Here is a 25,207-nt window from a genome sequence, read left to right on the forward strand (position 1 = left end):
GAAGATGTAATTACTCTTGTACAAAAAATAAGGCGGCCCATGTTGGGACCGCCTCCTGAAATTTAACTTATTATTAGAGTATGCCTTGAGTCAGCATAGCATCGGCTACTTTTAGGAATCCAGCAATGTTGGCTCCGACAACTAAGTTGCCAGGTTCACCGTATGCTTCGGCTGCTTCTACACTGTTTTTATAAATGTTTTTCATGATACCGTGTAGTTTTGTATCGACTTCTTCAAATGTCCAAGGCATTCTAGCACTGTTTTGGGCCATTTCAAGTGCAGAAACGGCAACACCACCTGCGTTAGCGGCTTTGGCTGGTCCGAAAAGGACGCCATTATTAAGGAATACGTCAATAGCCTCAAGAGTTGATGGCATGTTAGCACCTTCGCCGATTGCTTTCACGTTGTTTTTAACAAGCAATTTTGCTGCTTCTTCATCAATTTCATTTTGTGTTGCACAAGGAAGGGCGATATCGCATGGTACAGACCAAATTCCGTAGCTTCCTTCATTGTATTCAGCTTCGGGATGAGCATCGACATACTCACTCAAACGTTTTCTTTCTACTTCTTTTAAACGTTTAACTGTATCTAGGTTCAGACCATTTTTGTCATATATATACCCATTAGAGTCGCTGCATGCTACAACTTTAGCGCCCAGCTGTGTAGCTTTTTCAATGGCATAAATGGATACATTACCTGATCCTGAAATAACAACTGTGCTACCATGGAACTGTAATCCTTTGTCTTTTAGCATTTCTTCGACAAAGTAAACCGTCCCGTATCCAGTCGCTTCTGTACGGGCTAAGCTTCCGCCGTAACTTATGCCTTTACCAGTTAAAACACCCGCATGGTAGCTTCCTTGGATCTTTTTATACTGACCGAATAGATAACCGATTTCTCTAGCCCCTACTCCGATATCCCCAGCCGGTACGTCTGTATCCGGACCGATATAGCGAGCCAGTTCTGACATGAAGCTTTGGCAAAAACGCATGATTTCAGCGTCTGATTTTCCTTTTGGATCGAAGTCAGATCCGCCTTTTCCTCCGCCAATTGGCTGTCCTGTAAGAGAATTTTTAAAGATTTGCTCGAAACCAAGGAACTTGATAATACTTGAGTTTACTGTCGGGTGAAAGCGTAGACCGCCTTTAAATGGCCCAATAGCACTGTTGAATTGCACGCGGAAACCACGGTTGACTTGTACATTTCCTAGGTCATCAACCCAAGAGACACGGAAGGTAATCATTCTTTCTGGCTCAACGAGTCTTTCTAAAATCCCACTATTCATATAAATAGGGTGTTTTGAAAATACTGGTACTAATGAAAGAAATATTTCTTTTACGGCTTGATGGAATTCACTTTCGTGAGGATTACGCTCCTTTACCTGTGCGTATACTTGACTTACAAACTCTTTGGCAACTTGTAATTCCTCTTGCTCAACTTCATGTGTCGTTGTCATTAATATTTCTCCCCTTTTTTGGTAATAAAGTCATGAAAATATATTTGAATATATATATAGGTTTTTATGTGATACTTTCATGATATAATTTAAATTTGAAAGAAACAATCTGAATATTAGATAAATAACATGCTGTTTTGATATGAAAGAAGGAGCTTACATTGGAATTAAGACAAATCGAATATTTCATTGAAGTGGCAAAGCGTGAACATATGACGGAAGCAGCAGTGGCTTTGCATGTTGCCCAGTCTGCAGTCAGTCGTCAAATTTATAATTTAGAAGAAGAATTAGGTGTGCCTTTATTTATCCGCGAAGGCCGGAAGATTAAGCTGACGCCTATAGGACATACATTTCTAGCGAATATGGAACAAGCTATGGATATCATTGATCGTTCAAAGCGTGAGCTGGCTGAGAGCTTAAATCCGGAAAAAGGGACAATTCGTATTGGCTTTCCAAGTAGTTTAGCTTCCTATATATTGCCAAAGGTTATTTCTGATTTCAGAGAGATTTACCCGGAAGCGAAGTTCACCTTGAAACAAGGTTCATATCGCTACCTGATCGATTCTGTTATAAAAGGAAATATTAATATGGCCTTAATTGGACCTCTACCGATGAACGAAAAGAAAATTCACGGAGAAACTCTATTTATTGAGAACTTAGTTGCTCTTTTGTCAGAAAGCCATCCTTTGGCCTTGAAGAAGTCATTAAACTTAAATGAACTTCAAGGAAATCCGTTCATCGTATATCCTAAGGGGTATGTTTTACGTGATATTGTCATGAAGGCATGTAAACTGCACGGTTTCGAGCCAGAAGTTGCATTTGAAGGAAAAGATACTGATGCTATAAAAGGTCTAGTGGCAGCAGGGCTTGGCGTAACCTTAATACCAGAAATCTCTCTGATTGACAGCTTGCCTCGTTTTACAGTTAGACTGCCGTTGGATGAACCATCCGTAACTAGGGCTGTAGGTGTTATTATTCCAACTGAAAGGGAGTTAATGCCCACGGAGAAACTATTTTATCAATTCCTGAGAGACACCTTTGCAACTTTGGAAGGTTTTCAATAGAAGAAAAGTTAAAAGCTAGGCGTAAGGGAATTTTAAATAGCTTTATGAAAGATCCACATTTAAACCATAGTCTGGAAGAGAATCCAATTTAATTGGGTTCTCTTTCTTTATTAAAAGAGATGTAAATACTGGAAACCTATATCGAAATAATGTACTGACTATTCAGGTTGAAAAGCAGATACTTTAGAGTTTTTAATAATAAAAAGATTAATTTATTTTAAAATAATACATTATTAGATTTAATTGTACATAAAAGTAATATATACTCCATTTTTGTAAGCGTTTTTATTTTACTAGAATAAAAATACTGCTTACATTATCAGAAAATTCATGTTATTATACGAACAGACATTATCGGAGGCGGGGAATTAGATGAGTAGTAATTCAAATGAATTACTTCATATTATTATTCTCTTATTATGTTAGTGGGATTGATTATGTGGAATTGTTTGAGCCTTGCTTGTGAACTTTATAACAAGACGCTCAAGTAAAAACAAGTGGTGTACCCTCCAAATAACAGGTTTTTTTTTTTTTTATTTATTAAATTGAATATTCTGATAATTGATAAGGAGTGGAAATTAAGTGAGCAGGAAAGAATACATCAACGATCGAATGTACAAGGCATCAACAGGGATAGCTAATGCAGTTTTGGTTACGCTAGGGATCGGGTTATTGTTTGAATCCATAGGGGGATATTTAGATTGGGAGGTCCTCCTGGCAATAGGTGGGGCCGCAAAGGTCTTACTAGCCCCAGCTTTAGGAGCAGGTATCGCCTATCAGCTAGGAGGAAATTCATTAATTATTTTTAGTGCCATGGCTTCAAGTGCAGTAGGTGGCGCTGCCATTAACAGAACTGCTGAGGGTGTCTTTACGATTGTTACGGGTCAGCCACTAAGTGCAGTTTTGGCAGCATTAATCGCAACATATGTAGGTAAGCGTCTAATTGGTAAAACGAAATTGGATATTATGGCCATTCCATTGGCTGCAGTACTTGTCGGTGGGGTTTCTGGATATGGTCTAGCGCTTGTTACGACACCGTTCCTGACATGGTTAAGCAGTCAAATTACAGCGCAGGTCGAAGGTTCTCCATTAATTGGTTCCATGGTCATTGCATTAGTATGGAGCATATTATTGATGACACCAGCTTCTTCCGCTGCTCTAGCGATAGCCCTACAGTTAGATCCTGTTTCTAGTGCGGCAGCTTTAATCGGATGTACCGTTCAATTTGTTGGGTTCACTGTGATGTCTTATAAAGATAATGATATGGGTGGGTTCCTTGCACAGATGGTTGTTACGCCGAAAGTTCAATTTCCTAACTTAATCAAAAAACCATTATATGTCGTCCCGCCATTTGTAGCGGCAATCATTTGTGCTCCAATCGCTACGTTGGCATTCGATTTCCAAGTACCGTATGAGCTTGGAGGAATGGGCTTAAGTTCATTGATTGCCCCGATTGCTATCATTACAGGGCAAGGGTTGTACACGTTCCTGGTTTATGTGGCGGTGGGTATGGTCTTGCCAGCTGTAATCACCCTCGCCTTACATCGAGTATTGAAGATGATGGGTAAAGTAAAACCAGGAGATCTTCATTTAGAAGTATCATAGTCAAAGATTTTTAGGAAACCAGCCTGGTGAAGGAACCAGGCTGGTTTTTATTTATAAAGGGATTAGGGTAAAATGGGGAGGAAAGCAATAGCATAGATAGGATGATATATATATGGGAAAAGAAATAGATATAAAAGTGAAAGCTAAGTTTGTAAATAAAATCGCCAAAGGCTTTCCCTTGATTGCGAAAGAGTCGATTGGCAATCTCAATGACCTTCAAGATGAGGGGTCTTTAGTGCGTTTGGTTGACGAGAACAATCGGTTTTTAGCAAAGGGGTATTATGGGAAACAGAATAAAGGCTATGGCTGGGTATTGACTCAAAAGGAGAATGATAAAATTGATCAATCATTTTTCAATGAAAAAATCAGAACAGCGTATGATTACCGAAAGCCATTTTTTGAAGATACAGAAACTACTGCTTTCCGTTTGTTCAATGGAGAAGGAGATGGGATTGGCGGGTTAATTATTGATCATTACGATGGTCACTACGTCATTAGTTGGTACAGCAAAGGGATATATTCGTTTAAAGACTATATCATTAAGGCCCTGCAGAATACGGTCGAGGTCAAGTCCATTTATCAGAAGAAACGCTTTGATACAAAGGGTCAATATGTAGATGAAGACGATTTTGTTATGGGGGAGCAGCCGGAATTTCCGCTTCTTGTCAAGGAGAATGGGGTCCGTTTCGCTGTATATTTGAATGATGGGGCCATGGTCGGTGTCTTCCTTGATCAGCGTGAGGTTAGAAGGACGATTCGAGATAAATATGCAAAAGGAAAGACCGTGCTGAATATGTTCTCTTACACAGGAGCATTTTCTGTATTTGCTGCTTTAGGCGGTTCCGTTAAAACGACTAGTGTGGACCTGGCGAATCGCAGTTTACCGAAAACGATTGAACAGTTCAGTGTGAATGAGATAGATCCTGAAACGCAGAATATCGTCGTGATGGACGTATTTAAATATTTTAAATATGCAGTTAAGAAGGCTCTGAAATTTGATATGGTCATTCTTGATCCACCCAGCTTTGCCAAGTCAAAGAAATTCACCTTCAGTGCCGGAAAAGACTATACGAATCTATTGAAGGATGCTATTTCCATAACAGAAGACAATGGGGTCATTATAGCGTCAACCAACTGCAGTACGTTTGACATGAAGAAATTTAAAAGCTTTATTGAGGCAGCCTTTAGAGAAATGAATGGTAAATATGAACTCATGGAAGAGTTTTCATTGCCGGCAGATTTTAAAACAAGTTCGGATTATAAGGAAGGTAACTATTTAAAAGTAGTTTTCATTAAGAAAATTAATGGATGAAAAAAGGCATTCACAGTTTAATTAGAACTGTGAATGCCTTTTATTCGTGGGGAATTGTTTCATGTGGAACGGCTTAGCTCAGAATTTGCTGGCGATAGCTCGCCCATTTTTCCGGTTGCTCGATGAAAGGAAAGCAGGTTTCGAGCTGATGCTGTTAGCGATGAAAAACTGAGCTGTATAGTAGGTTAACATAATCAGTGGGCCAGAAAAGGTAATATCATCAACAAATTTGTTCCAGGATAAAATGGAGTCAGAAATCACGAACAGCAATCCCCCCATAATGGCGGCTACATTTCCGGTCATAAATGCCGCCCATCCCATGAGAGATATTACCGTAACATAGCAAATGACAGGAATGATTAGGCTGTTTTCACCTTTTTCAATCAAAGAAAGTACAATTTCACGGCCTATCCAAGTGGAATAGCCAGCAATGGGAAGAATGGTTGCAAATCGAATCCATGAAAAGCTCCATGTGTTGAGGAATGCGGCAATATAGAAAAGATGACCGATTAAGAAGGCGGAAAGACCAATGACAAACCAGATCAACAAGCCATCTCCAAGCATGCAAAAGAGTAAACCGAGAAGAATTAAGAATTGATATCGAGTCCGTTTTCCCTCATTTTTCGTGTAGGCATAAAGCAAAATCAATAACATAGGAATAATCTTGAAAAGAATTTTTATTACTAAAGGCTCTTCAGGTATAAAGAAAATATATAGCAGTCCCATGAAAAGGATTACAGCAGGCAACCATTTTAACATTAAATCCCTCCTCATTCTTTAATTCTATGTAAGGATACAGAACTCCTTGCCGATAAAAAAACTACTAGAAAGACAATTGTTAAAAATAGTAAAAAAACTGACTCCAGATTGTCTTGGAGTCAGTTCGATATCAGATAATCACACCACAGAATCTTCCTTAACAAACGCCTGTTTTAACCAGTTTTTCCCCTCGACTAGTCGTGTGACAAGCATGGTGCAAACGGTGTTTCCTGTTGAGTTAAGTAGTGTAGCAGGTGCATCGATAATCGTGGAGATAACAGCAATAATCGGCAGAACTTCAACAGGAAAGCCGAATACACTTAGAATCAACATTTCTCCTATCATACCACCTCCAGGAATGGCCCCCATAACAGCGCCGACCAAAAAGGCAACAGCCAGTATACTTAAAATGCTGGAGATGCTTGTCATATCTTTGCCAAATAAGCTGAATAGGAAAACAATTTTCAACACCCCGCCAAATACAGAACCATCTTTGTGAGTGTTGGCTCCAAGCGGGATGACCGTCTCTGCGATGTCCTTTGGCACACCCATTTTTCTGACGGCTTCCAAATTGACCGGAATGCACGCGGCACTTGAACAGGTAGCAATGGCTGTAATAGATGGTGTGAAGGCATTTTTCCAAAATAGTTTAACTCCCTCTTTCCCACCGGCGATAAAGGCATATAGGGTGAAAAAGCCGAAGTAATAAATTAAAGCTAAAACTAGATAAAGAATGAAGGCACGTGCATAGCCTTCTAAAATCTGCGGTCCTAGCTGGCCGATAATAGCCGCAAAATAAGCGCCAAGTCCTATTGGTGCATAGTACATAACAATTTTTACGATTTTCATCATAACAGCTGTACCCGCTGTTAAAAACTCAGTAATCGGTTTCGCTTTCTCGCCGACCAGTGCGGTGGATAATCCAATTAATACAGAGAAAACGATAAGTTGAAGCATATTGCTTCTAGAAAACAGTTCTGGAAAATCGGACACGGTTACAGTATTAACCAGTTGACTAAGGAAAGAAACTTCTTCAATGGTTTCTTCAGAGGAACTGCTTTCCATCAGTTCTTTAATAGCTGTCGTATCAGTGCCTTCCAAAGGATTAATAATAGTTGTCCCAATAAAACCAATTACGGCAGCTAAAGCGGCTGTAGTCAGGAAAACGACAACAATACTGCCCATGATTTTCCCGAGACGCTTCATCCCGCTCATATTAGCAATAGCAGAAGAAATGCTGAAAAATACCAATGGAACGATGATTGTGAACATTAGATTTAGAAATAAGTCCCCTAGAGGCTGTATGACTGAGGTTTTCTCACCGAAAACGACGCCCGCTATCCCACCAATAATAATTGCAGAGAGTAATACTAAAGAGGATCGATAGTTTTTAAAAAAGCTCTTCATGAAAAATTCCGTCCTTTCAGGATGAAGGTGTCAATAAATATTAAACTTCATTATCAGCTCTAGAATGAAGTTTGACAATATTTTTTTATAGGAAGGAATGTTAAAAGATGAAACGCAATAAATAATAAGAAGGAATTATTTGTAAAAATGTTGTGGAGGAGGGTTACGATGGCATTTATTGAGGTTGAAAAGGACGTCCAGTTATATTATGAAGAAAAGGGTCAAGGGAGGCCGATTATTTTTATCCACGGAGTGTGGATGAGTAGTCGGTTCTTTACAAGACAGCTTCCGTACTTTTCAGAGAAGTACAGAACTATCTTCCTTGATTTAAGAAGCCATGGTCAGTCAACCCACGTTCATAACGGAAATACGGTCTCTGTTTATGCAAAAGATCTTCATGCGTTCATTGATAAACAAGGATTAAAGGATGTCATACTAGTAGGCTGGTCTATGGGGGCTTTCGTCGTATGGGATTATCTCAAGCAATTCGGCGAGGATAATGTCCATTCAACTGTAATTGTGGATGAATTGGCATCAGATTTTAAATGGCCCGATTTTGATATTGGGGCTTTTGATATCGACACATTGATTGCCTTCATGACTGAGATTCAAACGAATCGTTCCCACTTTTTACAAGGCTTTCTTACATCTATGTTTAAAGATGAATTATCCGCAGGGGATGCAAACTGGATGCTTGAGGAAGTAACGAAAATGCCGGCATCCATTGCCAGTGCCATCCTATTTGATCAATCAATTGTTGACTATCGTGATTTCTTGCCTGAAATTACCGTTCCTACACTTCTCTGCTTTGGAAGGCATGAAAAGGTCATTCCTGTTGCGGCAGGAGTACATTTGGAGAAGAACATTCCGAATTCTGAACTTGTTATTTTTGAAGATAGTTGTCATTGCCCTTTTATAGAAGAAAGTGGTTTGTTTAATAAAACAGTAGATGCGTTTATTCAAAAAGTAATATAGAGGTAGATGCTGGGGTCTTAAATTTCAGTGCAACGCACCAATATTGTAGTGCAGGGCACTGGTACATTCAAACCGGTGAAATTAACAATATAAAAGAGTCAGCAATAACTAACAATAAAGAGGGATGCAGGTTTTGTGCCGCATTCCTTTTTTATTGTAGAAAAAAGTGTTGCCGAACTATTCCTCTCCTATTGGACAATAGAGAACTACCGAATCATTCAATTATCTAAGCGGTTTTAGCATTGAATAAAGGGAATACTGGAACTAAGACAGTCAGAACGACATTGGTGGAAATAATTAATTAAATGAGGAAATATTTTTATATCCTTTTCATGAAAATTGGGCTATTATGAGATGGATTTAAACTGGTAAGTTTGTTACCCGATATAAGCTCGTACGTTAAAAGTGATGGAGAGGATATAATGAATGATCAGTTACATTACAATGAAATTATAGATGTATGTTTGCTTGCGGGGAAAATAATGCTTCAAAACGGAGGAGAAACCTCTCGGGTAGAAGATACGATGGTCAGAATTGCGGCTGCATTTGGATGCGAGGATTCACACAGCTTTTCAACGCCGACAGGGATTATTTTTTCTCTGGATGGTATGCACCCAGCCTCAAAATTAATTCGAGTTTCCCAACGGTCCACGGATTTACACAAGGTAACGCTTGTTAACAGTATATCTCGAAGCATTTCTAGTAAGGAAATGACGCCACAGGAAGCTTTTTCCCGATTAAAACAAATTGAAAAGGCAGGTATGGGATATCCCTTGTGGGTTCAGGTTTTCGCTGCCTTTATTGCGAGCGGTTGTTTTTTAATCATGTTTCAAGGGCAATGGAGTGATTTTATCTGGTCTTGTATAGCCGGAGGACTTGGATTTTCTTGTCTGCTTTACTTGCATTGGTTATTGGAGGTTCGCTTTTTTGCTGAATTTATAGCCTCACTAGTAGTGGGATTAGTAGCAATGTTGTTTGTCCAAATCGGTGTGGGTAGTAACTTGGATACTATAATTATTGGAGCGGTGATGCCGCTGGTGCCAGGACTGTTAATTACGAATGCGGTCAGGGATTTAATTGCAGGGCATTTAGTTTCCAGTCTGTCCAAGGGGGCAGATGCAGGTTTAACTGCTTTAGCCATTGGAACAGGAATATCGGTTGCATTTGTTCTTTTATGATTTTAGGGGAGGAAAAAGGATGTTTGCACAGCTTATTACAAGTTTCATTGCCTCAGCCGCCTTTGGAGTCATTTTTAATGTACCGAAAAATTCATTGATTCAATGCGGTTGTGTAGGGATGCTAGGGTGGGCTTTATACTTTTTTTTGGTCGAAAATGAGATAAATAGCATAATTGCAACGCTTGCTGCTGCATTTATGGTAGCAGTAATCAGTCAGTATTTTGCTAAAAGGTATAAAACACCAATCACGGTTTTTAATGTCTCAGGAATCATCCCGCTCGTACCAGGGGGTTTGTCTTATGACGCAATGAAGCATTTTGTAGAAAATGATTTTAATATAGCTGTTCAGTTGGCTACCAAGGCATTCATGCTGGCAGGGGCGATTGCGTTGGGACTGATCTTTGCAGAAGTTATAAATCAGTTGATAACTAAATATAATAGAAGGAAATTGAGAATGAGAAACTAGAGGGAATGAAGAGATATATCTTTATCCCTCTTTTTTATTGCTTTAAGAATTAATCCTGAGGGTTTTCAATCTTCGAGAAACAGGTAGAGAACAAAATTATAATTGAGATGCAGAAAAAGGAGAGGCAGTTAGGAATAGCTGCCTCTCCTTTTATATTGGTTGGGAAGATAAAAGGATTATACTTCTCATAATTACACTATAAAATTTTAATAGGTCAAAAAACTTTAAATAGAATCTTTTATTCCCGTGTTAGCTGTTACGACGATTTCGTCATATTTTTTGGCATCAGCTTTTTTGCTGGATAACAGTGTTCCGGCGATTGCAGCGATAAAACCAATTGGGATGGAGACGATGCCAGGGTTAGCTAGTGGGAATAGTGGTTCCCCAACAAATATAGCCTCGTTCTCTACTGGAGACCAGACATTAGGGCTTAGAAACACAAGTAATAAAGAACTAATCAGACCTACGAGCATACCTGTGACAGCTCCAGTTGTGTTAAAACGTTTCCAGAATACCGTGAAGATAATAATTGGTAGATTGGCGCTGGCAGCGACGGCAAAGGCAAGTGACACAAGGAAGGCTACATTCATGTTTTGAGCAAATAAAGCAAGGATGATGGAGAGAATGGATACTCCGATCGATGCCCAACGAGCAGCAACCACTTGTTCTTTATCAGTGGCTTGACCTTTACGAATAATATGGCCATAAAAGTCATGGGCAAATGCAGAGGCTGCGGATAGAACGAGACCTGCGACAACCGCTAAAATGGTAGCGAAAGCAACAGCTGACACAAATGCGAATAAGAAGTCACCGCCAATAGCTTCGGCAAGCAAAGGAGCGGCCATATTTCCAGCCGCATTCGAGGCAATGATTTTGTCATATCCAACGAAAGCTGCTGCTCCAAAGCCAAGGAAAATGGTCATGATATAAAATATTCCAATGATCCAAGTTGCATATACAACGGACTTTCTAGCGGTGATAGCGTCTTTTACCGTAAAGAAACGAATCAGGATATGAGGTAATCCAGCTGTACCGAGTACAAGTGCTAAATTGAGTGATAAGGTATCCAATGGATCCTTAAATTTGTTACCTGGATTGAGGAAATCCCCGGCTAGAGGGGTTGCTGTTTTCATCTGCCTGAACATTTCCATAACGCTAAAGTCGAATTTCGCCAGTACAATAACCGAGATAATGAATGTTCCAGCCATCAATAAAACAGCTTTTACGATTTGTACCCAACTGGTAGCAGTCATACCTCCAAAGACGACGTAGACGGTCATTAAAATACCTACAATGATAACGGAGTATAGATAATCGATTCCAAGCAATAGCTTTATAAGGGCACCTGCACCGACAAGCTGTGCAATCATATAAAAGGTTGAAATGGAAATGGTATTCAGGGCAGCGACACCGCGCACCTTCTTTTCATTAAAACGTGCAGCAATCATGTCTGCAAGTGTGTACTTACCAAGGTTACGAAGAGGCTCGGCCACGATATAAAGAACGACCAGGTAAGCGACTAGGAAACCGATGCTGTAGAAAAAACCATCAAATCCAGCGAGCGCGACCATTCCAGCGATTCCTAAAAATGAAGCGGCGGACATATAATCACCGGCAATAGCCCAGCCATTTTGCCATCCAGTAAGGCTGCTGTCTGCCGTATAAAAGTCAGCCGTTGTTTTAGTGCGACGTGAAGCAAAGTAGGTAATGACTAATGTTAAACCAACAATGATTAAAAATAAAATAAAAGCAAGTGTATTCATTGTATATTCACCTTTACCCTTTCGCTTCTTTCACGATTTTTTCAACTAATTGGTCAAAAGTCGCAGCCTTCTTGGAGTAGAGAATGCATAGGGTCCATGTCATGATAAATTGCGCGAAGGCAAAAATCCAAGCCCAGCTGATTGCTCCAAAGGCATAAGAGTTAAGAACTTTAGAATAGGAAGTTAAGATAGGTAAGGTGAAATAAAAGACCATAAAAAAAATGGAAAGTGGGACGATGAAATTGCGTTTTTTTCTTAGGAGTTCTTGAAATGATGGTGATTGGACAATCTGGGTGTAATCCGTGGAGGCGCTTACTTGAGATTCTTTTGCTCCTGAATCGTTCAATGCCAATGTGGTTCCCCCTTTGAATATGAATTTGGTTTTCATCACTCAATGTATCTGATAACAGTTATAGTATATATTTATTAGAATATATTGTAAATTTAAAATTTTCAAATAAATGTTTTTTCGTCCGACGTAGTGTTAATTATTAAAAAGGTAATGAAAAGGGAAGCGTTTGCTTAACACAGTCTTCCATGAAAATTAAAAACAATCCTTAAGGAAAAATTAAGCTTCTTTCACGATACTGATTTCAATCAAGGAAATCTGAAAGGAGCAAAATGATGAAAAAGTGGATAACGATAGGGGCAGTTTTAGTGGTAGCTATAGGGGGATGCATTTGGTTCTTTATGAAGGACAATGGTCAGCCCGTTATTGCTAAGGCGATGACAACTACAGTTGAAAAGGGAGACCTTGAAGTTCAAATCAGTGGTTCCGGTTCGGTTGCTGCGATAAATAGCGAGGACATCACATCTTCCGTAACGGATGAAGTCGATGAAGTCCTTGTAGAGAAAAATGAAATAGTTGAAAAAGGTGATGAACTTATTACCTTCACGGATGGAAGTGACCCAATAACTGCCCCATTTGATGGAACAGTAACTACGTTGGATGTAGAAGAAGGGGATCGTGTTTCAAGTAGTGAAGTGGTTGCCCATGTGACGGATTATAAAAAATTAAAAACAACGATCAGTGTTGATGAATTAGATGTTTCAAGTGTTAAGAAAGGACAAACAGTTGAAATTACAGCTAGTGCTTTTGAAGATGAAACATTCACAGGGAAAGTAACAAGTGTAGCAAAAGAAGGTACATATGAGAATGGTGTTTCTTCTTTCGATGTAACGATTAAAATTGACAAACCAGGAGATATAAAAATTGGGATGTCGACAGAAGTGAGTATTGTGACGAATAGTGTAAAAGATGTTCTTTATGTTCCAATTGAAGCAGTCCAAATCGATGGAGAAGAGAAGTATGTGAATATCCAACAATCCGCTTCAACAGAAGATGCAACAACTAATACTACAAAGACAGTGGTTAAGACGGGTATTAGTAATGATAAGTATATCGAAATAACATCTGGACTTGAAGAAGGTCAGTATGTTTCCTTGCCTATTACCATTTCCAATGAAAGCTCTACAGGTGGCGGTGGAATGGGAGGAGGCCAAGGCGGTGGTGGAATTGGAATGCCGAGCGGTGGCGGAATGCCGGGCGGCAATGAAATGCCAAGCGGCGGCAGGGGAGGTCAGTAACATGACGACACCCATCATTGAAATTAAAAACATGTCCAAATCGTATGAATTGGGCGGTGAAACCGTCAAGGCGCTGCAAGAAGTATGTCTTACAATAAATAAAGGGGATTTCGTTTCTATCATTGGACCCTCTGGTTCAGGGAAATCTACGTTTATGAATATGATTGGCTGTCTCGACAAGCCCGACACAGGTGAATATCTTTTGGATGGAAAAGAAGTAGAAAAGATGAAAGATAATGAGCTAGCCGCCATTCGAAACATAAAAATTGGCTTTATCTTTCAAAACTTTAACCTGTTAGCGAAATTGACGGCGCTGGAAAATGTCGAACTTCCCCTTGTTTACCGAGGTGTAAGTGTAAAGGAAAGAAAAGAAGTTGCCAATGCCTGTCTAGATAAGGTCGGCCTCAATGACCGGATGAACCATTTACCAACCCAACTTTCAGGTGGACAGCAGCAAAGGGTTGCGATTGCCCGTGCCCTTGCAGGTAACCCTCCTGTTTTATTGGCAGATGAGCCGACGGGAGCTCTTGATAGTAAAACAAGTAAGGAAGTACTGCAAATGCTGAAGAATCTTAATGAAAAGGGACAAACAATCATTTTGATTACCCATGACTTGGAAGTTGCAAAAGAGGCAACACGGGTCGTTCGGATACATGATGGTCAGTTATTTGAAAACGGAGGTGATTGGATTGAGTCTGAGCGAATCAATGAAGATGGCTATACGCAGTATTAAAGCCAATAAAGTCCGTGCTTTTTTAACTATGCTTGGAATTATTATTGGAGTGGCCTCCGTGATTGTTCTTGTTTCGATTGGGCAGGGATCTTCACAGTCCGTTCAGGAGGAGATCAATAGCTTGGGGACTAACCTGTTAACGGTCAGTGTCTCAGATACAGATTCTGTAGAGCTGACGGATGACACAATTGAACAGTTTAAAGACCTGAGCGGGATATCAGAAGTTGCACCTGTGGTCACAGGCCGTGTTTATGCTAAAAACGGTGAAAATTCTACACAGGTTTCAATGACCGGTACGACGTCCTCCTATATTTCAGTGAGGGATTTAGAGCTTAGCCAAGGCCGTTTTTTAACGGATATGGAAACAGAATTACGCTCTAAGGTGGTTGTCTTAGGGTCTGATACGGCTGACACGCTTTTTGAAAATCAAAAAGCGGTGGATCAAAACGTTCTTATTGGCGGTGTTTCCTATCGAGTAATCGGCGTGTTGAAATCAGTAGGTACCTCGATGGGATCAAGTGGTGATGATGTAATCATTGCGCCAATCACAACTGCAAAGCGTGCTACGAGTAGCACGACCATCGGAACAGTGTATTTAAAAGCAGAGAACGAGAATATTGTAGAGCGTGCGATGTATCAAGTACAAGGTACAATGACGACATTATTCCCAGGCCAGAGTGATAACTATTCCGTGTCCAATCAAGAGGATTTAATGGATACAATGAGCTCGGTGTCAGATACGTTTACGCTCATGCTTGGTGGTATCGCAAGTATTTCATTACTTGTAGGTGGAATTGGAATTATGAATATAATGCTGGTATCCGTTTCAGAACGGACGAAAGAGATTGGAATCAGAAAGGCTATTGGGGCGAACAGGAAATCCATTCTACTTCAATTTTTAATTGAAGCGGTTGTCTTGAGCTGCTTAGGTGGGTTATTAGGAGTAGGAATTGGGCTTGGAATCGCTAAATTGGTTTCAGTTGTTTCAAGCTTAACAATCAGTTATTCGTGGTCGGTGACCATGATGGCCTTCCTATTCTCCATATTTATCGGTGTTGTCTTTGGGGTATTTCCTGCGAATAAGGCATCCAAGCTAAATCCAATCCAAGCACTGCGTCACGAATGAACATACAATTTGAGAGAAAGCAGGCGATTAAAAGCCCGCTTTCTTTTGCATATGAAAAAGGATAAAATCAACATATATCACAATTGAAGCGGTTGGGAGGTACCCTGTATGAAGGTTTTGGTGGTAGAAGATAATGTTTCATTATTAGAATCGATCCGACAAATTTTGACGGATGAATATGAAGTCGATACAGCAGATAATGGGGAAGATGGTCTATTCATGGCCAAGCAAAGTATATACGATATCATCATTTTGGATGTAATGCTTCCGGGAATCGATGGATTTGAAATCGTACGGAAAATCAGGGATGCAAAAATAGATACAAGTGTCTTGTTTTTGACGGCAAAAGATGCGCTTGAGGATCGTGTCAGAGGATTGGAAATGGGTGGCGATGATTATTTAGTCAAGCCGTTTCAGGCACCGGAACTTAAGGCCAGGATTCGTGCCCTGCTTCGAAGGAGTGGCATTATATCGCTTGAGCAGCAAGTGAAATACCGTAATATTGAACTGTTGGAAAAGGAAAAGGATATTTTGGTTGATGGAAAGGTCATTAAAATGACCTTGAAACAGTTTGAATTATTGGAGTACCTAATTCAAAATAATGGGAAAATATTGACCCGTGAGCAGATTTTCGACCGCATTTGGGGGTTTGATTCAGATACGACGATTGCCATTGTGGAAGTGTTCATCCATCACCTTAGAAAAAAATTGGAACCTTTCAATTATCATAAAGATATTCAAACTGTTCGGGGTATTGGTTATATGCTAAAACAACCATAAGGGGATCATTATGTTCCAAAAAACGCGGCTTCAACTAACATTATTGAATTCTGTCGTCTTTATTGTCTTAATAGCCATATTAAGCAGAACGATTTATTTCTATACTGAAAATCAGATCTATAAGGATGTCAATGATTCACTTAAAAAGGATTACAGGGATTTCAATAATGGAGGAATGCCAGGCGGACGTCCGCAAGGTGAGTTTCTCTTAGGACCGGGACCGAGTGTCATCGTTTGGGGACCGGATGAAACGATCATTGAGCCAAGACTGAGTGAGGATCATTTTTTTAAGGTCAATGAACAACAATTTTTCCCTGAAATTTTTGATGAGATTGAAGAAATATCGGTGAATGGATACACGTATCGGGCTCTTTCCACCAAGGTCGATACGGAGTATGGAGAGATGGCCGTACAATTCATCAGGAATGTGGATACAGAAAAGGAAATGCTCGATCGCTTGTTGCTCATATTGTTTGTTGGTGGAGGAATTGGAAGCCTAGTGGCGGTAGGTGCAGGCTATCTTCTGGCAGGGCGGGCCCTGATCCCGGTCAAGAAATCTTGGGATCAGCAGCAGCAGTTTGTCTCGGATGCCTCACATGAAATTCGAACGCCGCTTGCCGTCATTCAATCGCGAGCTGATTTGCTATTTCAATCACCGAACGCGACAATCGAGGAAAAAGCGGTTGATATATCGATTATATCTAAAGAAGTCAGGAGGTTGAATAAGCTGGTAAATGGTCTTTTAACCTTGACTCGGACGGATTCGAATCAAATGGAGGTCAAAAAGGCAAACTTTTTCCTGGATGACTTACTTTTGGAAATTGTGGAACAGTATACGGATATAGCTTCTTTCGAAGAAAAAACAATTACTAGTTATGCTCCTAATCAGGTTGTTTTCCTTGGCGATAAAGAAAGAATACACCAGTTACTGGTAATATTAGTGGATAATGCCATGAAATTCACGGATGAGGGTGGTGTAATTTCCATTTCCTGCGTTAAAAATTCATCTTCGATTATTCTTTCTGTAGAGGATAATGGAAAAGGCATCCCCCAGGAAGAGATTCCAAAGATTTTTAATCGATTTTATCAAATTGAGCATTCTCGCTCCGCAAATGAAGGTTCAGGATTAGGCCTGTCTATTGCTAAATGGATTGTCAACACCCACCAGGGGACTATCAAAGTGACTAGTGAACCGAATACAAGCACTCGTTTTGAAATAACTTTTCCTAGAAACCAAAAAAATAAATAATGGTTTTAAAAAGACCTATAACAGAAATAGATTTAAAATACTTTTTATTAAAATATAGAAATAAAAAAGACTCTTATTTTTCCCAGTCACTTAAGGAAAAATTAAGGGTCTTTTTAGATAATCTCCTTATAAGAAATAATACATTTTGTTACGAAGGAGAATTGTATATGGTGAAATTTAGTAAGTTACACTTTTTGATTGGGATAGTTGCTTCAGTCCTTTTAGTTGTTCAAGCAGTTTTCGGCATCATGATGTATGTGAATGGCGGTGACACACAGGAGGAGATGGCAGGACAAAGGATGATGGGCCAGCCTACTAACAACAACACTACTGACTCGGCTACAACTGATGACTCGATAACAGAAGATTCAACGGATAGCGATACGGCAGCGACCGATGATTCAACTACCGCTACGACCCCTAATGGTGGACAGGGTAATATGGGGACACCTCCTCAGGGGGGGCCTAACGGATCTGGAACTCCAGGTGAGATGCCGAGCGGTGGGGGCTTTCAAGGCGGAGACTCTTTAGCAGGTAAAGTTATCAACTTTTATCAAGGGGTGGGTGGTTTGGCCACATCTTTTATCATCCTTGTCATAGGAGGAGCTGGATTAGTCACGTCGGTGATGTCCAGAAAATCTGCAGCTTAAAAGAAATTATTATATATACATATAGATTACGGTAAACTACATGTTTTATGAATAGATGATAAGTGAACACTGTTGCCTAATTGTTTATAGCAAGTAGAGGTTTTTATAAGAACATTTCTGCAAAAAACTATACGTCTTTAGTGTTTGTGATAGGAATCAAAGCATGTAAAGAGAGGGTTCCTTATATAAAGGAGCCTTTTCTTTATGTTTGGAGAGTTAGCATTCCCGTAAATTCCCATTTTGAAAAAGAGAGAAAATAATTGCACTTGAAAAAATATTAGTATAATATATAAATTTGAAGATGTACGTACAAGTAATGTAATATGGATTAAATAGAAAACGTTTGCATAAAATTTTTGAGGGTATCCTACTATTAATGCACGATCATTAAAATTCACCTTAGTGGAGGCAGAATACATGAAATTTCTGATAGCAATTTTAGGGTTGCTTATTGTTTTTGGACTAGCCTTGTTGGCAAGCAGTGACCGAAAGAAAGTCAAAGTTAAACCGATTATCCTCATGGTGATCATGCAGCTTATTTTAACTTATCTATTATTAAATACGAAGTTTGGTTTAGTGATAATCAATTCGATTGCCGATGGTTTTGGAAAACTATTAGAATGGGCAAATGAAGGGATTACATTTGTATTTGGTGGGATTGTAAACGAAGGAGCATCGCCGTTCTTTTTAAATGTCCTTCTTCCTATCGTATTCATCTCGGCATTAATAGGGATTTTACAGCACTTCAAAATCCTTCCGTTCGTCATGAAGTGGATCGGCTACCTGCTTAGTAAGGTGAATGGAATGGGGAAATTGGAATCTTACAATGCGGTAGCATCAGCAATTGTCGGCCAATCCGAGGTTTTCATAACCTTGAAGAAGCAACTCGGTTCCATTCCGCCATCACGTATGTATACGCTTTGTGCGTCAGCCATGTCAACCGTATCGATGTCGATTGTCGGAGCTTATATGACTATGATTGAACCAAAGTATGTTGTGACGGCTATTGTTATTAACATGTTTGGTGGATTTATCATTGCATCCATTATTAACCCTTATACGGTAACGGATGAAGATGATATTCTCCCTGTTGAAGAAGGGGCAGAGAAGCAGTCGTTCTTCGAAATGCTTGGGGAATATATCATGGATGGATTTAAGGTTGCTATCACTGTAGCCGCGATGTTAATTGGTTTCGTTGCACTAATTGCAGGAATTAACAGCTTATTCGATATGATTATCGGCATCAGTTTCCAAGACATCTTGGGGTATATTTTTGCACCGTTTGCTTTTATCATGGGGATACCGATTTCAGAAACCGTGACTGCAGGCGGAATCATGGCGACAAAACTAGTAACTAATGAATTTGTTGCCATGCTGAGCTTAGGGGATGCATCAGCAGCCTTGAGCGATAGGACGATAGGAATCGTTTCGGTTTTCTTGGTTTCATTCGCGAATTTTTCATCTATCGGAATCATTGCAGGTGCTGTTAAAGGCCTACATGAAAAACAAGGTAATGTTGTGGCTCGTTTCGGCTTGAAGTTGCTATACGGTGCGACTCTTGTCAGCATTCTATCAGCAATCATCGTCAGTGTGATTCTTTAAATCACGGGATTAGACAGCTCATCAATATACTGACTAACATTCAAGGCACTTGGGTATATCCCAAGTGCCTTTTATTATTCGGCGGATTGGGAAACTCCTATTTCTTGATGGGAATTGAAGGGGATTAGCATGCTGGTATATAATACATAAACAGCATAACTAGCCATGAAAAGGGAGTGGAGATGACAATGAATAAGAGTGAAACGGCTATCTTTGCAGGAGGTTGTTTTTGGTGCATGGTTGCTCCCTTTGATGATATGGATGGGATTATTAAAGTAACATCGGGTTATACAGGTGGTAATGTAGTCAATCCCAGTTACAAACAAGTGATTTCAGGTACGACTGATCATGTAGAAGCTGTTCAAGTGGTATTTGATCCATCAATCATTGCCTATAAAGAACTATTAGAGATATTTTGGCAGCAAATTGATCCGACAGATGATGGTGGACAGTTCTCGGATAGAGGTAAGCAATACAGGGCAATAATTTACTTTCTAAATGATCAGCAAAAAATGGAAGCGGAGCAATCAAAGGAAAATTTAATGATGAGCGGGCGGTTTAAAAAGCCTATTATTACGGGTATTTTACCCTCAGGGGAATTTTATGAGGCCGAGGAATACCATCAGGAATTCTATCGGAAAAATCAATTTCGTTATGCATTGTATCGTAAAAGCTCAGGACGCGATGCTTTTATAAAAGAAAATTGGCCTAATGATAAAGCTCATCTCAGAGAAACTTTAACCGAGAGTCAGTTTCATGTCACCCAAGAAAATGGGACAGAGCCACCTTTCGATAATGTATATTGGAATCACTTTGAAGAAGGCATTTATGTGGATGTCGTTTCAGGGGAGCCCCTTTTCAGTTCACGGAATAAGTATGATAGCGGATGTGGGTGGCCAAGCTTTACAAAGCCGATCATGTCGGCAAGCGTCAATGAAAAAATGGATCTAAGCCATCGGATGACCCGGACGGAGGTACGCAGCAGGGAAGCTGACTCACATCTTGGTCACGTTTTTCCGGATGGTCCTGGTCCTAAGGGCACGCGCTATTGCATCAATTCTGCCGCCCTTCGATTCATTCCTAGAAATGAAATGGAGCGGGAAGGCTATGGAGATTTATTGTTGCTTTTTTCAATGAAATAATTAGTTGAGATAGGGGAACACAAATGGATATAAAAGATGAATTGTTATATCGATACATCCTTGATCACTCTTCCACAATTACGGAAAACTGGCTGGCTTTACGAGAGAAACAAGATGGATCCATCTATTCAGTTGATACCCATGAAGAAGTTGAGGAGATTCTTAGGAAGCAGAATACGTTGACTATCAAGACAGTGACAAGTGTCTTACTAGAGGATAAAACTGTTTTTGTAGAAACTATGGAGCAGTGGGCAACATTGGTAGCGAAAAGTAGGGTTGAGTCGGATACGCCCATATACGAAGTGTTAGAAGCGCTTAATAAAGTACGGAGAGCATACTGGGATTTTATCGCTGGCTATATGCTCCAGGTTGATGCGGGGATTTCAAAGGGGACAATTATCCGATGGAGTCGGCTTATTAATAGCGCATTTGATCAATTGAACCATGAGTTCACTGAGCAGTATTATCTTTTGACAAAAGAACGTTTACTAGCGCAACAGGAACTGATTAATGAATTAGGTGCTCCAGTTATTCCTATTGTTGATGCTATTGCGGTATTGCCATTAATCGGGGAAATTGATACCTTTCGGGCAAAGGGGATTTTGAATACTACTCCAGGCAAATGTATTAGTAAAAATGTTTCTCACTTATTTATCGACTTATCGGGTGTGACCCTTTTAGATACGATGGTTGCTCATCAAATCTATCAATTGATAAGTACCCTTAATTTATTAGGCATTCAATCTACAATTTCCGGAATTCGTCCTGAAGTAGCACAGATGTCCATTCAGCTAGGATTGGATTTTAGTCACGTTTCGACTCACAGTACTCTTAAGCAGGCACTTTCCAAGCAAGGAATCAAACTATATGAAAGAAAATGACTCAAGGGTGTATAGAGTGAAAAAGAACCAGATTCCAATAAGGGATCTGGTTCTTTTTAGTGATTTTATAACTTGAATGAACTCTTCAATCCAACAATTTGGTTGAAGACCAAGTGATCAGCTGCAGTGAGTTTTGAATCAACATTGTAATAGCCGTGTCTAAAGAATTGGAATTTATCCTGAGGCTTAACATTTTTCATGTTGGGCTCAACAAACCCTTGTAAAATTTCTATGGATTCAGGGTTTACCCGCTCCAAGAATGATTTTTCTTCTTCTTCTTCACTTTCCTTATCCAAAATTAAAGGTTGGTAGTTACGGAATTCTGCTGAAACAGCTTGTGTAGCCTCGACCCAGTGCAGTGTTCCTTTCACCTTACGACCAGTGAAACCAGAGCCGCTTTTTGTTTCAATATCGTAAGTGCAGCGAAGTTCAATGACGTTTCCGGCTTCGTCTTTTATCACTTCTTCACATTTAATGAAATAAGCATGTTTTAAACGGACTTCATTGCCCGGGAAAAGACGGAAATACTTTTTCGGGGGATTTTCCATGAAATCGTCCTGTTCGATATATATTTCACGTGAGAATGGAATTTGTCGCGTACCCATCTCCGGAACTTCTGGGTTGACCTCAGCATCCAGCCATTCAACTTCATTTTCTGGATAGTTGGTGATAACTACTTTAAGAGGCTTTAGAATAGCCATGGTCCGTGGCGCCTTCAGTTTTAGATCTTCTCGAACGAAATGATCGAGCATTTGAGAGTCTACGACACCGCTAGTTTTCGCAACGCCTATTTCAAGGCAGAATGCACGAATAGCTTCGGGTGTATAACCGCGTCTTCGTAATCCGGATACGGTAGGCATACGTGGGTCGTCCCAGCCGTCCACAAAGGCTTCATCGACAAGTTGCTTCAGTTTCCGCTTGCTCATTACGGTATTTGTCAGGTTTAGACGGCCAAATTCGTATTGCTGTGGCTTACTTTCCATTTCGCAGTTTTCAACAATCCAATCATAAAGCGGGCGTTGATCTTCAAATTCAAGCGTACAAATGGAGTGTGTGACTCCTTCAATTGCATCTTCAATAGGGTGGGCAAAGGCGTACATTGGGTAGATGCACCATTTGTCGCCGGTATTATGGTGTTCTGTATGGGAGATTCGGTAAATAACGGGATCGCGCAGATTGATGTTAGGTGAGCTCATATCGATTTTTGCTCGCAGTACTTTTGTACCGTTCTCGAATTCGCCGCTACGCATCTTTTCAAATAACTCAAGGTTTTCCTCGACTGATCTATTGCGGTACGGGCTATCTTTTCCCGGCTCTGTTAACGTTCCACGATATTCGCGGATTTGGTCGGCATTCAGGTCATCGACGTATGCCAGTCCTTTATTGATGAGCAGTACAGCTCTTTTGTACATTTCGTCAAAATAATCGGACGCGAAAAAAAGGTTATCCCAATCGTAACCGAGCCATTTCACATCTTCCTTGATAGAATTGACATACTCAATATCTTCTTTCAATGGATTGGTATCATCAAATCGAAGGTTGGTTTTACCATTAAATTCATCAGCCACTCCAAAATTCAAAATAATTGATTTGGCGTGCCCAATATGTAAATATCCGTTTGGCTCAGGAGGGAAGCGGGTGATAATATGATCATGTTTTCCGGACTCTAGATCATCTTTTATAATATTTTTAATAAAATTCGAAGAGTTATTTTCCAACTGAATTCGACCTCTTTCATTTATATACTTCTTTTAATTTTACCTGTATATATACCATAAATACAGATATTTTTCCATGTTCGAGCCGGAATCATGGTTTTAGAATACGTTCTTAAACAATTCATCTAGTATTTAGTTTGCACAATCAGATCGGAAATATCCCTGAAACTTTAATCATTTATGTGAGGAAACTATCTAACTAGTATTTAATAAACAAAAAACGAAACCTATTGATGGGTTTTATCGAATCACTTTTATAAAAAATAAGCAATACAGGAATCAAGCCTGCATTGCTTAATAAAGGATTATAGTTAAAATACCGTTGTTTGTAAAAATTCCTTCGTTCGCTCTTCTTTTGGATTGGAGAAAAATTCTTTTGGTGGGCCACTTTCTACAACCCGTCCATTATGCATGAAGACAATCCAATCCCCAACTTCACGGGCAAAGCTCATTTCATGGGTAACGACTACCATTGTCATCCCTTCTAAGGCAAGTTCCTTCATCGTAGCTAGTACCTCACCGACAAGTTCAGGATCGAGAGCAGAGGTGGGCTCATCAAAGAGTAGGATATCGGGCTTCATGGCGAGAGCTCGAGCGATCGCAACCCGCTGTTTTTGGCCACCGGAGAGCTTGCTTGGATAGACATCTGCTTTATCTGATAACCCAACTTTAGCCAGTAGCGCTTTTGCTTCCTCGATGGCTTGGGCCTTAGGGATTTTTTTGACGTGAGTCGGTGCTTCAATAACATTTTCGAGTACGGTCATGTGCGGAAAGAGATAGAAATGCTGAAAAACCATTCCAACTTTCTCACGAATTTTATTAATATCGTGGGTACCCGGCTCTACTTCAGTTCCTTCGATAAGGATTTGTCCGCTGTCTTTCTTCTCCAAGTAGTTCAAGCAACGGAGCAGGGTGCTTTTTCCGGAACCGCTAGGCCCGATCAGACAGACAACGTCACTATCTAATACCTTCATATCAATATCTTTTAGCACGTGAAGGTTTCCATAAGATTTATTTAAATTCCTAATGCGAATCATTTCTTTTTGTTCCATTTCAATTCCCCCTATCGATCACTAATGGACAGTTTCTTTTCAAATGTATTGACGATAATGGTCAGGAATGCCACAAGAATTAAATAGTAGACCGCTACAATCAATAAATATGTCATTTCATCAAAATTATTTGAACCTAACGTAGTGGCTACGTTAAACAACTCATTCATGGATATGAAGGCGGCTAGTGATGAATCCTTCAGTCCGATGATGAATTGGTTGCCTAGTGGCGGCAATGCGCGTCGGAAGGCTTGTGGTAGGATGATTCTTCTTAATGCGAGTGCATTGCTCATTCCAAGGGAACGTCCAGCTTCCATTTGGCCTTTGTCAATGGATTGAATTGTACCGCGTAAAATTTCAGAGATATAAGCTCCGTTATGAAAGGCTAGGGCAAGTGACGCTGCCCAGAAGTCTGGTAGGAGGAAGAGATTGCTGATACCAAAATAGAGAATAAATATCTGTACGATAAGCGGTGTTCCTCGTACCAGGAATACGTATGTATCTGAAATCCAAGCAAGAATTTTTATATTAGAAATTTTTAAAAGTGCGAAGAGTAACCCGATGATAATTCCTACTAATATGGAAACTACCGTAAGCTCCAATGTGAGGAGCATGGCTCGGATAAACACATCCGATGAGCTAAATAATGTATCAAAAAAATGAGAAAAGCTTGGCAATGTAAAAACTCCCTTTCTATCAATC

Annotated in this window: 23 protein-coding genes; 15 read left to right on the top strand and 8 right to left on the bottom strand. The window is 39.9% G+C overall.

What is annotated here, in order from left to right; genetic code table 11:
• Nucleotides 1-73: 73 nt before the first annotated feature.
• Nucleotides 74-1,456, bottom strand: coding sequence for an NADP-specific glutamate dehydrogenase (gdhA, locus tag JFU50_RS10255; RefSeq protein WP_201187692.1), 1,383 nt, complete (start codon nt 1,454-1,456; stop codon nt 74-76).
• A gap of 161 nt (nt 1,457-1,617) precedes the next feature.
• On the opposite strand from gdhA, the gene JFU50_RS10260 reads away from it, so the two are divergent.
• From JFU50_RS10260 to JFU50_RS10270, 3 genes are all read left to right on the top strand, one after another.
• Nucleotides 1,618-2,520, top strand: coding sequence for a LysR family transcriptional regulator (locus tag JFU50_RS10260; protein ID WP_056522058.1), 903 nt, complete (start codon nt 1,618-1,620; stop codon nt 2,518-2,520).
• 612 nt (nt 2,521-3,132) lie between these two features.
• Nucleotides 3,133-4,125, top strand: coding sequence for a PTS transporter subunit IIC (locus JFU50_RS10265; RefSeq protein ID WP_053348846.1), 993 nt, complete (start codon nt 3,133-3,135; stop codon nt 4,123-4,125).
• A 112-nt stretch (nt 4,126-4,237) separates the two neighbouring features.
• Nucleotides 4,238-5,437 carry a class I SAM-dependent rRNA methyltransferase gene (locus JFU50_RS10270; RefSeq protein WP_201187690.1) on the top strand — a complete coding sequence of 400 codons (1,200 nt, stop codon included), beginning with the start codon at nt 4,238-4,240 and terminating at the stop codon, nt 5,435-5,437.
• A 78-nt stretch (nt 5,438-5,515) separates the two neighbouring features.
• On the opposite strand, the gene JFU50_RS10275 is transcribed toward JFU50_RS10270, so the two are convergent.
• Both JFU50_RS10275 and JFU50_RS10280 read right to left on the bottom strand, forming a co-directional pair.
• Complete coding sequence (locus JFU50_RS10275; RefSeq protein WP_201222514.1) at nt 5,516-6,196, bottom strand: lysoplasmalogenase; 681 nt, start codon at nt 6,194-6,196, stop codon at nt 5,516-5,518.
• A gap of 138 nt (nt 6,197-6,334) precedes the next feature.
• Nucleotides 6,335-7,603, bottom strand: coding sequence for a dicarboxylate/amino acid:cation symporter (locus JFU50_RS10280; protein ID WP_053348360.1), 1,269 nt, complete (start codon nt 7,601-7,603; stop codon nt 6,335-6,337).
• A 168-nt stretch (nt 7,604-7,771) separates the two neighbouring features.
• On the opposite strand from JFU50_RS10280, the gene JFU50_RS10285 reads away from it, so the two are divergent.
• From JFU50_RS10285 to JFU50_RS10295, 3 genes are all read left to right on the top strand, one after another.
• The gene (locus JFU50_RS10285; RefSeq protein WP_201187685.1) at nt 7,772-8,578 is read left to right on the top strand and encodes an alpha/beta fold hydrolase; all 807 of its coding nucleotides are present in this window, start codon (nt 7,772-7,774) and stop codon (nt 8,576-8,578) included.
• 422 nt (nt 8,579-9,000) lie between these two features.
• Nucleotides 9,001-9,756 carry a threonine/serine exporter family protein gene (locus JFU50_RS10290; protein WP_053348362.1) on the top strand — a complete coding sequence of 252 codons (756 nt, stop codon included), beginning with the start codon at nt 9,001-9,003 and terminating at the stop codon, nt 9,754-9,756.
• Nucleotides 9,757-9,775: 19 nt separating this feature from the next.
• Nucleotides 9,776-10,222 carry a threonine/serine exporter family protein gene (locus JFU50_RS10295; RefSeq protein ID WP_201187683.1) on the top strand — a complete coding sequence of 149 codons (447 nt, stop codon included), beginning with the start codon at nt 9,776-9,778 and terminating at the stop codon, nt 10,220-10,222.
• Between the two features lie 224 nt (nt 10,223-10,446).
• Here the strand turns inward: JFU50_RS10295 and JFU50_RS10300 are convergent, their stop codons facing one another.
• Nucleotides 10,447-11,985 carry a solute symporter family protein gene (locus JFU50_RS10300; protein WP_201222516.1) on the bottom strand — a complete coding sequence of 513 codons (1,539 nt, stop codon included), beginning with the start codon at nt 11,983-11,985 and terminating at the stop codon, nt 10,447-10,449.
• A gap of 13 nt (nt 11,986-11,998) precedes the next feature.
• Nucleotides 11,999-12,274, bottom strand: a complete 276-nt coding sequence (locus JFU50_RS10305; RefSeq protein ID WP_377375636.1) for a DUF485 domain-containing protein — start codon at nt 12,272-12,274, stop codon at nt 11,999-12,001.
• Between the two features lie 335 nt (nt 12,275-12,609).
• Between JFU50_RS10305 and JFU50_RS10310 the strand changes: the two genes are divergently transcribed.
• The 9 genes from JFU50_RS10310 to JFU50_RS10350 all read left to right on the top strand — a co-directional run bounded on the left by JFU50_RS10310 (nt 12,610) and on the right by JFU50_RS10350 (nt 21,735).
• Nucleotides 12,610-13,572, top strand: a complete 963-nt coding sequence (locus tag JFU50_RS10310) for an efflux RND transporter periplasmic adaptor subunit (RefSeq protein WP_201222518.1) — start codon at nt 12,610-12,612, stop codon at nt 13,570-13,572.
• A gap of 1 nt (nt 13,573) precedes the next feature.
• Nucleotides 13,574-14,305, top strand: coding sequence for an ABC transporter ATP-binding protein (locus tag JFU50_RS10315; RefSeq protein WP_207196236.1), 732 nt, complete (start codon nt 13,574-13,576; stop codon nt 14,303-14,305).
• A complete protein-coding gene (locus JFU50_RS10320) occupies nt 14,253-15,431 on the top strand; it encodes an ABC transporter permease (RefSeq protein WP_342214750.1) in 1,179 nt (392 codons plus the stop codon). The genes JFU50_RS10315 and JFU50_RS10320 overlap by 53 nt, the downstream gene beginning before the upstream one ends.
• A 108-nt stretch (nt 15,432-15,539) precedes the next feature.
• The gene (locus JFU50_RS10325) at nt 15,540-16,211 is read left to right on the top strand and encodes a response regulator transcription factor (protein WP_201222520.1); all 672 of its coding nucleotides are present in this window, start codon (nt 15,540-15,542) and stop codon (nt 16,209-16,211) included.
• 10 nt (nt 16,212-16,221) lie between these two features.
• A complete protein-coding gene (locus JFU50_RS10330; protein WP_201222522.1) occupies nt 16,222-17,460 on the top strand; it encodes a sensor histidine kinase in 1,239 nt (412 codons plus the stop codon).
• Between the two features lie 167 nt (nt 17,461-17,627).
• Nucleotides 17,628-18,110 carry a hypothetical protein gene (locus JFU50_RS10335; protein WP_201222524.1) on the top strand — a complete coding sequence of 161 codons (483 nt, stop codon included), beginning with the start codon at nt 17,628-17,630 and terminating at the stop codon, nt 18,108-18,110.
• Nucleotides 18,111-18,527: 417 nt separating this feature from the next.
• Nucleotides 18,528-19,712, top strand: coding sequence for a NupC/NupG family nucleoside CNT transporter (locus JFU50_RS10340; RefSeq protein WP_201187656.1), 1,185 nt, complete (start codon nt 18,528-18,530; stop codon nt 19,710-19,712).
• 182 nt (nt 19,713-19,894) lie between these two features.
• The gene (msrB, locus tag JFU50_RS10345) at nt 19,895-20,854 is read left to right on the top strand and encodes a peptide-methionine (R)-S-oxide reductase MsrB (protein ID WP_201187653.1); all 960 of its coding nucleotides are present in this window, start codon (nt 19,895-19,897) and stop codon (nt 20,852-20,854) included.
• Nucleotides 20,855-20,877: 23 nt separating this feature from the next.
• A complete protein-coding gene (locus JFU50_RS10350) occupies nt 20,878-21,735 on the top strand; it encodes an STAS domain-containing protein (RefSeq protein WP_201187650.1) in 858 nt (285 codons plus the stop codon).
• 65 nt (nt 21,736-21,800) lie between these two features.
• On the opposite strand, the gene JFU50_RS10355 is transcribed toward JFU50_RS10350, so the two are convergent.
• From JFU50_RS10355 to JFU50_RS10365, 3 genes are all read right to left on the bottom strand, one after another.
• Nucleotides 21,801-23,453 (bottom strand): glutamine--tRNA ligase/YqeY domain fusion protein, encoded by a 1,653-nt coding sequence (locus JFU50_RS10355; RefSeq protein ID WP_201187647.1) that lies wholly within the window; start codon nt 23,451-23,453, stop codon nt 21,801-21,803.
• A 311-nt stretch (nt 23,454-23,764) separates the two neighbouring features.
• The gene (locus tag JFU50_RS10360; RefSeq protein WP_056522118.1) at nt 23,765-24,505 is read right to left on the bottom strand and encodes an amino acid ABC transporter ATP-binding protein; all 741 of its coding nucleotides are present in this window, start codon (nt 24,503-24,505) and stop codon (nt 23,765-23,767) included.
• A gap of 11 nt (nt 24,506-24,516) precedes the next feature.
• Nucleotides 24,517-25,182: an amino acid ABC transporter permease gene (locus tag JFU50_RS10365; protein ID WP_053348376.1), complete on the bottom strand. Its 666-nt coding sequence runs from the start codon at nt 25,180-25,182 to the stop codon at nt 24,517-24,519.
• Between the last annotated feature and the right edge of the window lie 25 nt (nt 25,183-25,207).

The sequence above is a fragment of the Peribacillus sp. TH14 genome (genome assembly GCF_016651145.1).
Taxonomy (GTDB): domain Bacteria; phylum Bacillota; class Bacilli; order Bacillales; family DSM-1321; genus Peribacillus; species Peribacillus butanolivorans.